General features: G+C 39.3%; 9 protein-coding genes. 7 read left to right on the top strand and 2 right to left on the bottom strand.

Annotated features, from left to right (window positions below; all coding sequences use genetic code 11):
* Positions 1-16: 16 nt before the first annotated feature.
* Positions 17-601 carry an RNA polymerase sigma-70 factor gene (locus GM418_RS10275; protein WP_158865740.1) on the bottom strand — a complete coding sequence of 195 codons (585 nt, stop codon included), beginning with the start codon at positions 599-601 and terminating at the stop codon, positions 17-19.
* Positions 602-955: 354 nt separating this feature from the next.
* On the opposite strand from GM418_RS10275, the gene GM418_RS10270 reads away from it, so the two are divergent.
* From GM418_RS10270 to GM418_RS10255, 4 genes are all read left to right on the top strand, one after another.
* Entirely contained in the window at positions 956-2,272 is a 1,317-nt protein-coding gene (locus tag GM418_RS10270; RefSeq protein ID WP_158865738.1) for a cysteate synthase, read from the top strand.
* Positions 2,273-2,450: 178 nt separating this feature from the next.
* The gene (lacZ, locus tag GM418_RS10265; RefSeq protein WP_158865736.1) at positions 2,451-5,693 is read left to right on the top strand and encodes a beta-galactosidase, LacZ type; all 3,243 of its coding nucleotides are present in this window, start codon (positions 2,451-2,453) and stop codon (positions 5,691-5,693) included.
* Between the two features lie 103 nt (positions 5,694-5,796).
* Complete coding sequence (locus tag GM418_RS10260) at positions 5,797-7,917, top strand: beta-galactosidase (RefSeq protein WP_158865735.1); 2,121 nt, start codon at positions 5,797-5,799, stop codon at positions 7,915-7,917.
* A 1-nt stretch (position 7,918) separates the two neighbouring features.
* Complete coding sequence (locus GM418_RS10255; RefSeq protein ID WP_158865733.1) at positions 7,919-9,448, top strand: glycoside hydrolase family 30 protein; 1,530 nt, start codon at positions 7,919-7,921, stop codon at positions 9,446-9,448.
* A 21-nt stretch (positions 9,449-9,469) separates the two neighbouring features.
* On the opposite strand, the gene GM418_RS10250 is transcribed toward GM418_RS10255, so the two are convergent.
* Positions 9,470-10,978, bottom strand: coding sequence for a cellulase family glycosylhydrolase (locus tag GM418_RS10250; RefSeq protein ID WP_158865731.1), 1,509 nt, complete (start codon positions 10,976-10,978; stop codon positions 9,470-9,472).
* A 203-nt stretch (positions 10,979-11,181) separates the two neighbouring features.
* On the opposite strand from GM418_RS10250, the gene GM418_RS10245 reads away from it, so the two are divergent.
* From GM418_RS10245 to GM418_RS10235, 3 genes are all read left to right on the top strand, one after another.
* Positions 11,182-11,871 (top strand): lycopene cyclase domain-containing protein, encoded by a 690-nt coding sequence (locus tag GM418_RS10245; RefSeq protein ID WP_158865729.1) that lies wholly within the window; start codon positions 11,182-11,184, stop codon positions 11,869-11,871.
* A gap of 19 nt (positions 11,872-11,890) precedes the next feature.
* Positions 11,891-13,123, top strand: a complete 1,233-nt coding sequence (locus GM418_RS10240) for a 3-deoxy-D-manno-octulosonic acid transferase (RefSeq protein ID WP_158865727.1) — start codon at positions 11,891-11,893, stop codon at positions 13,121-13,123.
* A 322-nt stretch (positions 13,124-13,445) separates the two neighbouring features.
* Positions 13,446-16,001 (top strand): adenosylcobalamin-dependent ribonucleoside-diphosphate reductase, encoded by a 2,556-nt coding sequence (locus tag GM418_RS10235; protein ID WP_158865725.1) that lies wholly within the window; start codon positions 13,446-13,448, stop codon positions 15,999-16,001.
* Positions 16,002-16,082: the final 81 nt, after the last annotated feature.

Here is a 16,082-nt window from a genome sequence, read left to right as displayed (position 1 = left end):
TTTGGAAAAGGCAAAACTAGAGAAAGAGTGAAATATAAAGAATAACTATGGTTTCGAAGCTTTTCATGTGTTTTTTAACAAACTTTAATGCATGTCGCATATGGTCTTCCACTGTTTTTATCGAAATATCAAGTTTTTCTGCTATTTCCGCATGCGAAAGCCCATCCTCTCTGCTAAGTTTAAAAATTATTTTTCTTTTTTCCGGTAGCTGATCAATAAGTTCTTCGAGCTTGCCTTTTAACTCTTTATATTCAATATCAGTAATTTCGCTTGTTTGTTCAGGGCTTGCAATTTCTTTGAGGCGGCTTTCAAATTCGTGGTTTTTGCTTTTTATCCTGAAGTAAGAAATAATATGGTTTTTGGTAATGGTGAACAGGTAGGAATTAAAAGTATCAATGTTTTTTATTTTTTGCCTGTTGAGCCAAAGTTTTACAAAAACTTCCTGTAAAATATCATTTATATCATCGTCAACTTTTAGAAAACTTTTCGCAAAGGCATAAAGTTTTGGATAATAGTAATTATAAATTTCATCCAGAGCATTTTTATCACCTCCGCAGAGTTTTGCTATTACTTTATTTAAACTTTTGTCCTTGTGAATCATGGTGAAATTGATTGTCAAATATACAAAAAGTAGAATTAGACAAGCTATTGCTGATTGTTTTCAGGAAAATTGTGGCTGAATTGGTTTTGCTCTGTATTGTTAATTTTTACGTTCTTATTTTACGGAGCTGTGAAAAAAATAAGATGATATTTCAATCCACGCTCAAAATGTTATTTTTGTCCCATTATTCGTGAAACTCAAATTTTAATATTTGTTGGTTGAACGAATTCCGATGGTTGAATCCGTCGGGATAAATGAGTTTAATATTTCGATGTTTTTGTCGTTAATAGAAGAATTCAGAATTTGATGCCTTTTCAGCTCTGCTGGGAGGTAGTTCATTTCAAAAGCGAAATAATGGATAAAACATTTGTAAAAACCAATTATCAGTTACAATCTGTAAAGACGGGGAAAATATTTAATGATAGTGGCTGGCTGCTGGATGCCCCGGGAGAAATTGAACCAACACTAATCAGAGCCGTGTACAAAAAAAAACAGCTTGAGTTAAAAGATGACTTGTGGGGACTTTACAAATTCGCCGATTGGTTACCCATCAGCCGGACTTTGGTAGGATCTTCATCGCCGGTTACGTATAAAAGTGAAGGACTGGCTGCTGAACTTGGCTTGAAAAATCTTTGGATTACATTTAGCGGATACTGGCCCGAAAAAGGTGCAACAATAAAAACAGGTTCTTTTAAGGAAACTGAAGCTTACTCTGTTTGCGGCAGAATGACTCCTGAAATGGATAAGGTACTGGTTGTTGCTTCAGCCGGAAATACATCCCGGGCGTTTGCAAAAGTGTGTTCCGAGAATAATATCCCGCTTATTATCTGTGTTCCTGAAGATAACATCGGCGCATTGTGGTTTGACGAACCCATTAATGACTGTGTAAAACTGATTTGCAGCCGATCAGGATCTGATTATTTTGATGCAATTCATTTGTCAAATATTGTCGCAGGAATGGAACATTTTATCCCGGAAGGTGGAGCGAAAAATGTGGCTCGCCGTGATGGAATGGCTACTACTGTGCTTTCGGCAGTAACGACCATAGGGGAAATCCCTGAATATTATTTTCAGGCCGTTGGCAGCGGAACAGGGGCCATTGCTGCCTGGGAAGCTAATTTGCGTTTGCTGGAAGATGGACGATTCGGAAGCAACAAAATGAAACTTATGGTTTCGCAAAATGCACCTTTTACTCCAATGTACGATGCTTGGAAAGCTGACTCGCGGGCTATGTTGCCTTTGTTAGATCATGTGGCCCGAAAGCAGGTGGAAGAAATTGATGCCAAGGTTTTGTCGAACCGGAAACCTCCGTATCCTATTTATGGTGGGTTGTACGATGCCTTAAAAGATACAGATGGTGATGTTGTGCTGGCAACCAACCAGGAAGCAAGGGATGCCGCGCAACTTTTTCTCGAAAAGGAAGGAAATGATATTCATCCGGCAGCAGCAGTTGCAACAGCAACACTTGTATCGGCCGTAAAAAACGGAACGGTTGGTAAAGACGATTTAATCATGTTAAATATCACTGGTGGCGGCGAGCAGAAATTTAAACATGAAAAGAAAATTTATTATCTGGAACCTGAAGTTGTATTTGACATCGATCCCAACCCGGAGGAAATTATAGAGAAGGTGAATAACCTTTTCCCCCAAAAAATTAAACCTTTGGTATAGTTCGCTCACTGTTTTTGGTCAGCAAAAATTCAGTTTATAAATATATTCCGGCATTTTCAGGAAAGCAGTAATAAAAGTTAAAATAACTAAAATCGTCGGGTATCTTCTAGGTGCTATCGTAATAAGCCGCGTCTTTAAGATAAGAGAATATATATCAACATAATAATACAATTTTGTCATGAACCGATTCAAAACAAAAACGCTAATCCTCGTAATACTAAGTGTTTGGATGATGTCGTGTAACCGATACACCGACTATTCTGATGTTCCCTTTGAAGAACCCAGTCCAAAACCCTGGGAAGATCAGGGAATTTTCCAGATTAATAAAGTGGAACCACATGCCCATTTTATTCCTTTTGCAACAAAAGAACAAGCACTTACTGAAGATAAATGGCAATCGCCAATACTGAAATCATTAAACGGAACCTGGCAATTTCATCTTTCTCAAAATCCTTCAGAAAGACCAAAATGGTTTTTCAAGAACGATTTTGATACCCGTGATTGGGATGAAATTAAAGTACCTGCCAACTGGGAAGTGGAAGGTTTTGACTACCCGATTTATACCAACGTTAAATATCCGCACGACAGGACTCCACCGGTAATTCAGGATTATTACAACCCGGTGGGATCATACAAAAGAACATTTACTATTCCCGAAGGTTGGGATGGAAAACAAATAGTGATCCATTTTGGTGCTGTTAGTTCAAACTTAAATCTTTGGATTAACGAGCAATATGTGGGATACAGCGAAGACAGCAAAACACCGGCCGAGTTTGATATTACTTCATATTTAAAAGAAGGAGAAAATACACTGGCAGCAGAAATCTTCCGCTGGAGTGATGCATCTTACCTGGAAGACCAGGACTTTTGGAGGTTAAGCGGAATTACCCGTGATGTATATCTTGAAGCCAGAAATCCGCAACATATTAAAGATTTCAGAATCGGTTCAGGATTGGATGAAACCTATACAAACGGGCAGTTTAGCCTTGAAGTGGAATTGGCGAATAACCAAAATGCGACTGTTGAAGCTGTTCTTTCTGACGGCAATGAGGTTGTGAAAGAATTTTCAGAGACTTCAAACGGTGGAACAGTTTCTTTTGAATCAGAAATTCCGAACGTAAAAAAATGGTCGGCAGAAATTCCGAATTTGTATCAATTGATTGTTACACTCAAAAACGATGAAGGTACAATTGAAGTGTTTAAGCAGGATGTAGGTTTCCGTACCATCGAAATAAAAAATTCGGTACTGCTGGTAAATGGTCAGTATGTTTATCTGAAAGGAGCGAACCTGCACGAACACAACGATAAAACCGGCCATGTACAGGATAAGGAAACCATGTTGCTTGATATTAAAATAATGAAGGAACATAACCTGAATGCTGTACGTACCTCGCACTACCCGGAACCTGAATTATGGTATGAACTCTGCAACAAGTACGGTTTGTACATTGTTGATGAAGCCAACATCGAATCACACGGAATGGGTTACGGAGAAGAATCTCTGGCCAAAGATGCAAGTTGGAAAGAAGCCCATTTGTATCGTACAAAAAATATGTTCGAACGCGATAAAAATCAACCTTGTATAATAATCTGGTCGTTGGGTAACGAAGCCGGAAACGGTGTGAATTTTTATGCTACTTACGATTATTTAAAGTCAGTTGATTCAACTCGTCCGGTTCAGTATGAGAGATCCGGGTTAGACAGGAACACTGATATTTTCTGCCCGATGTATATGGGAATTCACGGAATGGAACGTTTTGCAAAAGAAAATGGCGACCGCCCGCTCATTCAGTGCGAATATGCCCACGCCATGGGTAACAGTGTAGGTAATTTGCAGGATTACTGGGATGTAATTGAAAAATATGATGTTTTGCAGGGTGGTTTTATCTGGGACTGGGTTGACCAGGGATTGTTAACCACCAACGATGAAGGAGAAGAATTTTGGGCATATGGTGGCGACTTTGGCCCCGATACAGTTCCTTCCGATGGAAATTTCTGTTTGAATGGATTGGTTGATCCGGATCGTGGAGTAAAACCACATCTTCTGGAAGTAAAAAAGGTATATCAATACATTGGCTTTAACCCCTTGAATTTGAAAACAGGTACTATTTCTGTAACAAATAAATTCGCGTTTCTAAATCTTTTAAAATTTGAATTTACCTGGGAAGTGGCTGGTGACGGGAAAAAGATAGCCAGTGGTAGTTTTGATGATTTGGATCTGAACCCGGGAGAATCAAAAAAAGTAACCCTGGATTTTGACCTGAATCCTGAACAGGGAGTTGAATATTTCCTTAATGTACAAGCCAAATTAAAAGAGGACTGGAGCCTGGTGGAAGCAGGAACCCAACTGGCTGCAGAACAGTTTGAACTGCCCGTATTTGTGTCGGTACAGAAAGTAAACGTTGCTGAAATGCCGCCGCTTACTACAGGCGAAGATGGCGATTTCCTTACTGTAACCGGCGAAGGTTTCTCTGTTTCGTTTAATAAGAAAGAGGGAGTGATTACCAGCTTTAAACGGGGAGATGTTGAATTAATTCAAACGGGCTTGGTACCTAATTTCTGGCGCGCACCAATTGACAACGACTTTGGAAACAACCTTCATAAACGCAGCCGGGTTTGGCGCGAAGCAGGCAAAAATAGGCAGGTAAGTGCCGTTACTGTCAATAAAAACGGAGAAGGAGTACAGGAAGGCGGTCGAAACAGAAACATTACAACTGCGGGCGGTAAAAACGACGTGGATGTAATTTTTGATTTTGACCTGGTGAACGAATCAGGTGATAAAATTGCGAAATATAAGACTGAATATACGGTCTATGGTTCAGGCGATGTTGTGGTAACCAACCATTTTAAAATGACGGCAGAAGAATTGCCCGAAATAGTAAGAATGGGTATGAATATGATAATGCCACGTAAATTTGACCAAATGACATGGCTGGGCCGTGGACCACAGGAAAGTTATGTTGACAGAAAAACAGCTGCTTTTGTTGGTTTGTACAGCGGAAGTGTTGCGGAGCAGTATTGGGAATATTTGCGTCCGCAGGAAAACGGTAATAAAACCGATGTGCGCTGGTTGGCCATAACCGATGGAAGCGGAAACGGACTTTTCTTTGAAGGAATGCCATTGCTTGAAGTTAGTGCACACCATAATTTGCAGGAAGATTTTGAATCGATGGAAAGAACCGACGGACGTCAGCAGGATGGTGATGTTGTGGTGAACCGTCATACCACCGATGTAAAACCACGTGATTTAACTTCAGTAAATATCGATTACATGCAAATGGGTGTTGGCGGTGATAACAGTTGGGGAGCCTGGACGCATGATGAGTACCGTTTAACAGGTGAAGAATACAACTACTCATTCAGAATGAGGGGAATGTTAACAGGTGATGATCCGTTAAAAATAGCTAAAGAAAAATTATAAATTTCTCTTTATCACAAAGGCGCAGAGTGACAGGGATTTCCTTGTTGCTTCGCGCCTTTGTTCTTTTATTTCTTTAACTTTGAACAAAACTAAACCAGTCCTGATGAAAACAACTATTGTCATTATTATTGTGTTGTTTCTTTTTTCCTGTGCAACCGAGAATTCACCAACATTCGACATTCAGCAAATTCAAAAAAGTAATAATGAAATCAGTGTCGTAGAAAATGGTGTTGGTTTTGAAGGCAATGTACTAAAAATTACTCCAACAAACGACGACCAAAGTCTTACCATTTGGGAAGGAACTGATCCTGATTTGTGGAAGAACGCCCAATACCTGGTTTGCGAAATCTGGCACGACAATGATTTTAGTGCGGTACTGAATGTTGAATTTTTCAGAAATGAAAGAGGAGCCGGAAACATTGTAACGCAAAGTGGCACCGAAGCAGGTGACGAGGACGGAACACCACGAATGTCGGCCAAAATTGGCGTTCTGCCAAAACTAAAGACTAAGATGGTTTTCCCGCTGGAACATTTAAATGGTCAGGAAATTTTTATGCGCCGTTTTCCCCGCCAGTTAAAAGGAACCGTTTTGGGAGACAGAATGAAACCCGAAGAAACCTCAAAAGTTATCCTTCGTTTCGGGCCGTGGATGGAACCTCATTTTATGCCCGAATTTGAAATTGCAGCAGTTTACCTGACCAATGATGAACCGGAGTCATTTTCACCAGTGACAGAACCGGTTGTAGATAAGTTTGGTCAGTGGACGGTAAAAGACTGGCCCGGTAAAACCAAAAATGAACAAGAATTGGAAACTTTGCTGGCAGGCCAACTGGCGTCTGCACAAACAAATTCATTTCCTGAAAACTGGAGCAAATATGGCGGCTGGAAAGAGAAGAAGTTTGAAGCTACTGGATTTTTTCGCGCACACCATGACGGTAATCGTTGGTGGCTGGTCGACCCGGAAGGTTATGTTTTTGTTTCTGTTGGAGTGGATTGTATCCGCAGTACAGCCTCAGGTGTAAGTTCGGGGCAGGAAGATTTATTTGCATGGCTCCCCGATGAAAATGATGAACTATACAAAGACGGAATTTCCGGAAGGGGAGAATATCAGCAGGTTGATTTTTACAAGTTTAATCTGATGCGCGTTTTTGGTGAAAAATGGCGCGAAAACTGGGAAACCATTACTTCCGGGCAGATTCGGGATTTTGGAATTAACACCATCGGAAACTGGTCGGATGTTGGTTATGCGCGTAAATCAGGAATTCCCTATGTTCTCCCTTTGTCGCGTTTCCCATCTACCAAAGTACAGTTGTACCGCGATTTCCCTGATGTATTTGCTAAGGAATATGAAAACAACGCTAAAGATTTTGCACAACAACTCAACGGTTATAAAAATGATTCGTATTTAATTGGCTATTTTTTGCGGAACGAGCCCAACTGGGCTTTTGGCGCCCATGATATTGCTTTTGAAATGTTTGCAACACCGCAACAGTCAGAATCAAAAAATACATTTGCAAAATGGCTGTCGCAACAATATTCTTCGGTAGAGGAACTGAATCAAACGTGGAATCTTGATTTGTCTGATTTTGAAAAGATTACTCAACTGGTTTTTGATGAATATCCTTCGGAAGGAGCAAAAAAAGATTTTTGGAAGTTTTCTGAAATATTGGTAGCAAAATACGTCAATGTTCCCTGCGATGAGGTGGAAAAAGTAGATCCAAACCACCTGAACCTGGGAATGCGTTACGCGTGGTTAAGTTCTGACTTATTATACAAAGCAGGCGAACGTTTTGACGTATTTTCCATCAATGGTTACGGAAATCCCGGCCCGCCGGAAACTGCTGAAATCGCAAAAATAAGTGGAAAACCAGTTATGATTGGCGAGTTTCATTTTGGTTCGACCGACCGCGGGTTACCTGCCACCGGAATTCAGGGAGTTTTAAGTCAGACCGACCGCGGAAAAGCATACCGGTATTATATTGAACAGGGACTCGCCCGACCGGAATTAATTGGGATGCACTATTTTCAGTGGCTCGACCAGCCGGTTTTTGGCCGTTTTGACGGCGAAAATTACAATATCGGATTTATGGATATTTGTAATAATCCGTACAAAGAGTTGATTGAAGCAGCAAAACAGACACATCAAAAGATGTATGAAGTTGCCAGCGGAACTGAACAGCCTTTTAATGAGATCATCGAAAAAATTCCACCAATCCATTATTAAAATGAAACAGTTCATATTTATTCTCAGTATATTTTCTTTTTTGAATTTGAGTTGTAACTCACAATCAGGAACCACACCAAATGGTAAAACGGTTGAAATAAAAATAAATCAGGAACTCACCTTTCAGACCATTCACAATTTTGGCGCCTCCGATGCCTGGAGTTGCCAGTTTGTTGGCAACTGGCCCGAAGTCCAAAAAAACAAAGTGGCAGACCTTCTGTTTAGTTTGGAAGAAAATGAAGACGGTTCTCTTAGGGGAATTGGGTTAAGTTGCTGGCGGTTTAATATCGGAGGCGGCAGTGCCGATGTGGAAGACAAAACCGGAATTGATGATTCCTGGCGACGTGCAGAAAGCTTTTTGCAGCCCGACGGCACATACAACTGGCAAAAGCAGAGCGGACAACGCTGGTTTTTAAATGCAGCACAACAACGCGGAGTGGAAACTTTTATTGGTTTTGTAAATAGTCCGCCTGTAGCGCTCACAAAAAATGGAAAAGCTTTTTCTTCAGGCGGGAATTCAATGAACCTAACCCAAGAAAACCTTCCTAAATACAGTGATTTTCTTGTGGAAGTGACTAAAAATATTCAGAAAAATGAAGGTGTTTTGTTTGACTATCTTTCGCCGGTAAATGAGCCTCAGTGGGATTGGAAAGGTGGGCAGGAAGGTTCGCCGTGGACAAACAACGAAATTGCAGAGCTTTGTCGTATTTTGGGCCCAGATTTAAAAAACGCGGGTTTGTCTACACAAATTGAAATTACGGAGGCCGGGCAGCTAAATCACTTTTATGAAAAGGCAAACGATGTGGAAAGGGGTTTTCAGATAGAGCAATTCTTTTCGCCAGCCTCCGAAAACTATGTAGGTGACGTTCCGAATATGGCGCACAAAATTGCCGGGCACAGTTATTTTACCACAACAAACAATAAAGTTCTGAAAGAAGTAAGAACCAGGGTGAAAAATGAAATTAACCGGGTTGATTCGGAGCTTGAGTTTTGGATGAGTGAGTTTTGTATTTTAGGCGATAATGACGGTTTTGTTGGAAATGGTCGCGACCTGGGAATGGAGACGGCGCTGTTTGTTGCCAATGTAATTCATGCTGATTTGACCGTTGCCGGTGCGAGTGCCTGGCACTGGTGGCTGGCAGTTAGTCCGTATGATTTTAAAGACGGCCTGGTTTATATCGATAAAAGCAAAACTGGTGGCCGGATTTACGACTCAAAATTGTTGTGGGGACTGGGCAATTTTTCACGTTTTATACGACCTGGTGCAGAAAGGATTTCCGTGGAAACAAATTCTGAACCAGAGCTTAAAGCTTCAGCATACAAAAATAAAGGCGGCGATTTGGTACTTGTCGTTATCAACCAAAGCGCAGAGCAAAAAGCAGTTGATTTACATCTGGAAGCAGGAGAAACCGGTTTTCTGAAAGTATATGAAACGTCAGAGTCAAATAACCTGCAGCCTGTAAAGGTAAAACAAGACAAAGGTAGGTTTTCTGTTCCTGCCAAAAGTATTTCAACCGTGTTGATCAAATAAACACACGGATGTGGCTGAATTCTATTTTGAGGTAATACTTAAAGCAATGTCTTTTGAATAAACCGGAGATTCAATTCTTAGAGTGCCTCCGGGATGAACAATTTCTTGTTTACCATAAGATTTTCCGGTTTTTGTATTTAACCATTTCAAGCTATATTTTCCTCCCGGTAGGTTTATTTGGGGATTTATTTTGCCGTCTCCCCCTCTAAAGTAAATTGCATATTGTTTTCCCGTTTCTGCCAGAACCCGCGCCCTCACATTTTTCGGAATACCAGCAGTTACGATTACATTATTCTGAGGTTTCATTTGAATAAACTCAAAATCAGAAATAAAGTTCTTAAGAATTTTTAGCCATTCCCTTAAAACCGGGCCTCCGCTGTTTACGGCTTTAGGAGCAGTTTTTCCTTTTTCGTCGGTCGATAGAAAAGAAAGATCCAGATTGTTAAAAACGGCACATCCTGCAAGTATCGTTTCCCAGCCTTCCATACGATAGAAATTTGGATCGGTTGTCATTCCTGTCTCATCATTGCCAATTGGTTTGTTTAAATGATAGTTTAATGTGGCAATATCGTCATCTAACGTTCGCTCTTCCTGGTAGGCATAATGCCAGTTATAAATGTCGATGTGAGGAGTTGGCTCAGAAAGCTGGCTTGTGCCGTTTTGTATATTTATGGCAATAAGGTGTTTGTTGGTATACGTGTTTTCAGCTTCCCTGATTTTTTCGGCAATATAATTTTGCCAATCGGCGGGCACCCCTGTTACATAAGGTTCGTTACAGATTTCATAATAAACATTGTCATAAAAACGAAGTTCATTTACAATCTTTTCAACCAAACCGGATTGCACTTCAAGCAGTTTTCCGTTGTTGAGGGTTAGCGCAGTATCGCGCTTAAAATTTCCTATGCCATTTATATTATTCTTGTAATGCCATGGGCTGTATTCCCAAAGTCCATCGTTATAAAATGGACAGAACAATACAATTTCCACAACAATATTGTATTTGCCTGCAAGCTCTATAAAATTTTTTAATCGTTTAAAATATTCCGGATTGTAACGGAATAAATCAAACTTATTTCCTCCGTTAACATAACCCGGTTCCCGGCTTCTTTCCCATGGTACAATTAACCGGTTGGAAGCAGGGGAAAGCGGCTGATCTTCGGGGTATTTAAACCAACCAGCGTTTTCAACATAACTTCCAATAAATAACCGGGTAAGATTAAAATCGTATTTTTTTAGTTCTTTTAAATAAACACGGTAATCAAAGTCAAGATTTATGACTGCTCCGTAATGTTCAGCAGAAGTTATTAAAATTGTTGGCTCTCCTCTGAAAAGAAAATAGTGCTGATTTTTTTTGTTCAGAGAAAAAAATGTCGCGTTTTTATCCTTATTCCGGGATTTTTTATCCGGGTTTTTGTTTCCTGGTTGAGAAAAGTTTGTAGAAGGAACTGTAGCTGCCAACTCGTTTGGAAGTCCAATAAAAAAGAATGGGAACAAAATATAAATGAAAAGGAAATTAACAATACGCTTCATAACTTTGGTATTAAATTGTGGATGTTGTTTGGACTAAAATAAGGAATTTGAAAAAGAGGTAAAAATCAATTTGAATCAGAGCTTTGAGTTTTGTTTGGTTTATAAAGCGAACGAGCGTGCCGCTCCTGCAAAGGAGTAATTTTTTGGATTTTTTATTTCTGGTAATTCCAGTTTTCATTTACCTTTGGCCCAAATTCAAAAGCATGGGATTACAAAATTTTGTATATGTGGCGTTACTTGCTGTTTTCTTTTTTGCTACCGTTGGAATAAGTTTAAAAAGAAAAGACGGTTTTATTGGGAAAATGAAGTATTTACTCCCTGCTATGCTCTTTTCCGGAGCCATATTTATCATCTGGGACATTCGTTTTACAGAATTGGGCATCTGGAATTTTAATCCCGGTTATTTACTGGGAATCTCACTTATGCAACTTCCTCTGGAAGAGTGGTTATTCTTTTTTGTTGTTCCGTTTTTTAGTGTTTACATTTACGAAGTATTAAAAAGTCGCCTTGTTCGTTTTTCCCGGCCAAACATATTTGTGGTGTTGAGTCTGGTTTTGCTTGTGGTTTATGCTTTGATCGCTTATTCTTACCGGAAGGACTTATATACATTCTTTACTTTTTTTCTGCTTACGATTTATTTTGGTTACACAATTTTCCGCAACAATTTTAAAAAGAACTATCCTAAATTTTATCTGTCCTATTTGTTTGCACTGGCGCCTTTTTTGATTCTCCGGGGAATTTTAACGGGGCTGCCGGTAGTAACCTTTAATTATGAACATATTTTGAATGTTTTTATTTTTTCCATCCCGATAGAAGATTTGGGTTATTTCTTTCTTATTCATTTGATGAATATTACCATTTTTGAATATTTGAGTGTAAGACGATTTTATTAGTGGTTTAAACTTTTCAGGCATGATTCTTTTTTATAAAACCGGAATTTTTTTCTATGCTTTCTTTGCGCGCATTTCGTCGCTGTTTAACGAAAAAGCACGTTTATTTGTAAAAGGAAGAAAAAATTGGCGCAACACTTTATCAGAGAAGGTAGATAGCAGTGCCAGGTATATCTGGATGCACTGTGCTTCATTGGGCGAATTTGAACAGGGAAGACCGCTTATTGAAGAAGTAAAAAAGCAGTTCCCTGACTACAAAATTGTGCTTACTTTTTTTTCTCCTTCTGGTTTTGAAATACGGAAAAATTATGAGCTGGCGGATATTGTGATGTATTTGCCATTGGATACAAAACGGAACGCGAAAGACTTTCTAAACCTTCTGAAACCCGAAAAAGTATTTTTTGTGAAATACGAATTTTGGCATTTTTACATTTCGGAATTAAAAAAAAGAAATATCCCGCTGTTTATTGTTTCGGCCATTTTTCGCGAAAACCAGCAGTTTTTTAAAAATACACCCTGGGGAAAATGGTATAGAAAAATGCTTTTTAAAGTTGAACACATTTTTGTGCAGAGTGAGGCCTCGGCAAAATTGTTAAAAATGGCAGGAGTAGATAATTTTTCGATTTCGGGAGATACCCGTTTTGACAGGGTTGCCTCCATTGCAAAAGGTTTCAGAAATTTTCCAATTGTTGAAAAGTTTAAGGGAAATTTGCCGTTAATTGTTGCCGGAAGTACCTGGAAACCCGATGAAGAGCTGCTTGTAGAGTTTATCAACCAAAATTCGGAAGCCAAAATGGTTTTCGCCCCGCATGAGGTTTCGGAGGTAAATATTAACAGGTTGATACAAATGTTGAAAAAACCTGTGGCCAGGTTTAGTCAGATTAAAAATTCCGAGGTTGAAAATCTTCAGGTTATAGTAATTGATTCAATAGGGATTTTATCTTCTATATATAAATACGGCAACATTGCCTATATCGGGGGTGGTTTTGGCGTAGGAATTCATAATATTTTAGAGGCAGCAACTTTTGGGCTGCCGGTAATTTTTGGACCCAATCATCAAAGATTTAAAGAAGCAGTCGACTTAAAATCGGAAGGAGGAGCCTTTTCAATTAATGACTTTTATCAGCTTAAAACCATTATGGATTCTTTGCTGAACGATGATGAAGCGTTAAAAAAAGCCTCAAAAATCAGTAAAAATTATGTTGCAAAAAATATTGGTTCTACATCACTTATCATAAAAAAAGTATTTAAATAATAATGGCTTTTTTTTAATAATTTTCATCTGTTTTTTTCTTAAAATTTTTGAATTTTCAGAACAGAAATTCGTATAAATTTATTTTAATTTTCCAAGTCAAATTTTTTGTTTTGGTAAACTTTTTTTGCTTTGAATATTGTTAGTATGTTGATTTTCAGTGTATTAACATATAAAAGTTGATAACTTTTAATTAAATAGTCGTAAAAAACTTTCCAAAATATTTGATTGATTTTTATCTTCACTTCACAATTTCAAAGGAGGGAAAATTAGAGTCCCAGGAACGGAATTCAAATTAATACATTAAATCATTTAACTGGACAAAATGGCATACAACGAAGTATCAGTAAAGGCCCCCGTCGGCAAAAAAATTTACTCGCAGGAGGAAGCAGTAAAAGCTTCATTTGAGTACTTCAAAGGAGATGATCTTGCTGCAAGGGTGTGGGTGAATAAATATGCACTCAAAGATTCATTTGGAAATATTTTTGAGTTGACACCCGACGATATGCACAAGAGACTGGCAAAAGAAATTGCCAGAATAGAGAAACGGTATCCGAATCCACTTACCGAAGAAGAAATATATAAAGTGTTAAAAGGATTCAAATACATTGTTCCCCAGGGTGGACCGATGACAGGTATTGGCAATAATTATCAGGTTGCATCACTATCCAACTGTTTTGTTGTGGGAAATGACGGAGATTCTGATTCGTATGGCGGAATTATGAAAATTGACCAGGAACAGGTTCAGTTAATGAAAAGACGCGGGGGAGTAGGTCATGATTTGTCGCATATTCGTCCAAAGGGTTCACCTGTAAAGAATTCGGCGCTTACTTCAACCGGTATTGTTCCGTTTATGGAACGATATTCCAATTCAACACGCGAGGTTGCACAAGACGGAAGACGCGGTGCTTTGATGTTGTCAGTTTCTGTAAAACACCCGGATTCCGAAAGTTTTATCGATGCCAAGCTGGAACAGGGAAAAGTTACCGGAGCAAATGTTTCGGTAAAAATCAAGGATGATTTTATGGAAGCAATTGAAGCCGGGAAACCTTATGTTCAGCAATATCCAATCGATTCGGATAAGCCTACCTATAAAAAGGAAATTGACGCTGGTGCTTTGTGGGAGAAAATTGTAAAAAATGCATGGAAATCTGCTGAGCCGGGAATTCTTTTCTGGGATACGATAATTAACGAATCAGTGCCGGATTGTTATGCTGATCTTGGCTACCGCACTGTGTCTACCAATCCGTGTGGTGAGATCCCGCTTTGCCCCTATGACAGTTGTCGTTTGCTGGCTATTAATCTGTATTCATATGTAGAAGAACCGTTTACAACACAGGCTAAATTCAATTTTAATCTGTTCAAAGAACATATTCACTACGCTCAGCGGATAATGGACGATATTATTGATCTCGAACTGGAGAAGATTGATGCTATTCTTGAAAAAGTAAATTCAGATCCGGAAGCTGAAGACATTAAATTTACAGAACTTAATCTTTGGGAGAGTATCAAAAAGAAAGCCAACGAAGGGCGCAGAACAGGAATTGGAATAACTGCTGAAGGCGATATGCTGGCGGCTCTTGGTTTGCGATACGGAAGTGAAAATGCCATTGATTTTTCAGAAGAAATTCATAAAACTATTACTTTAGAAGCCTATCGTTCATCGGTTTACATGGCCAAAGAACGCGGCTCGTTCAAAATTTACGATAGCAAGCGCGAGGAAAAGAACCCGCTGATCAATCGCATTAAAGATGCAGATCCTGAGTTGTATGAAAAGATGACAGAGTTTGGTCGCCGGAACATCGCATTGCTCACTATTGCGCCCACAGGTACTACCAGTTTGATGACACAAACTACTTCAGGTATAGAACCTGTTTTTATGCCGGTTTATAAAAGAAGAAGAAAAGTAAATCCAAACGATAAAGATGTTCGTGTTGACTTTGTGGATGAAGTTGGCGACCATTGGGAGGAGTACACTGTTTTCCATCACAAATTCAAAACCTGGATGGAAATAAACGGATATAAAACCAACCGCGAATATTCGCAGGAGGATCTGGATGGAATGGTGAAAAAGTCGCCTTATTATAAAGCAACGTCAAACGATGTTGACTGGCTGGCTAAGGTTCGTATGCAGGGACGTGTGCAAAAATGGGTCGATCATTCTATTAGTGTAACCATTAATTTGCCGGCAGATGTTTCTCAGGAACTGGTTGGCGATTTGTATTTCCAGGCATGGAAAAACGGATGTAAAGGTGTAACTGTTTATCGCGATGGGTCACGTTCAGGTGTTTTACTTTCAAACGATTCAAAAGAGAAAAAGAAAGCCGGTTCTTTCCCAACAAAACGTCCTGAAAAACTGGAAGCAGATGTGGTTCGTTTTCAGAACAATAAAGAAAAATGGATTGCCTTTATGGGCCTGATGGATGGGAAACCTTATGAGATCTTTACTGGTCTCTCGGATGATGAAGATGGAATTTTACTTCCCCGCTCAATAACAAAAGGGTATATTATTAAAAGCTGGGATGGAGAAGAAAGTTCGCGCTACGATTTTCAGTATATCAATAAACGAGGATATAAAACTACCATCGAAGGTCTTTCTCATAAATTCAATCCGGTATTCTGGAACTATGCAAAACTGATTTCCGGAACTTTACGACATGGGATGCCTATTCATAAGGTTGTTGAGTTGGTAACCAGTCTTCAGCTTGATAATGAAACTATTAACTCATGGAAAGCCGGTGTGGCACGTGCGTTAAAAAAATATATACCAGATGGAACACTTGCAGAAGATGCCAAATGTGGCGAATGCGGTTCAGATGAAGTAGTATACCAGGAAGGCTGTTTAACCTGTCTTTCCTGTGGATCTTCGAAGTGTGGATAAAACCAGGATAAGAAGTCGAAAAAAAACCAGGGCTGTTGTCTCTGGTTTTTTTTGTTTCAAAAATTGAGAAACAAAAAAAGA

Origin of the sequence: Maribellus comscasis (assembly GCF_009762775.1) — a bacterium.
Lineage (GTDB): Bacteria > Bacteroidota > Bacteroidia > Bacteroidales > Prolixibacteraceae > Draconibacterium > Draconibacterium comscasis.
This window is presented reverse-complemented; position numbering and strand designations above follow the sequence as displayed.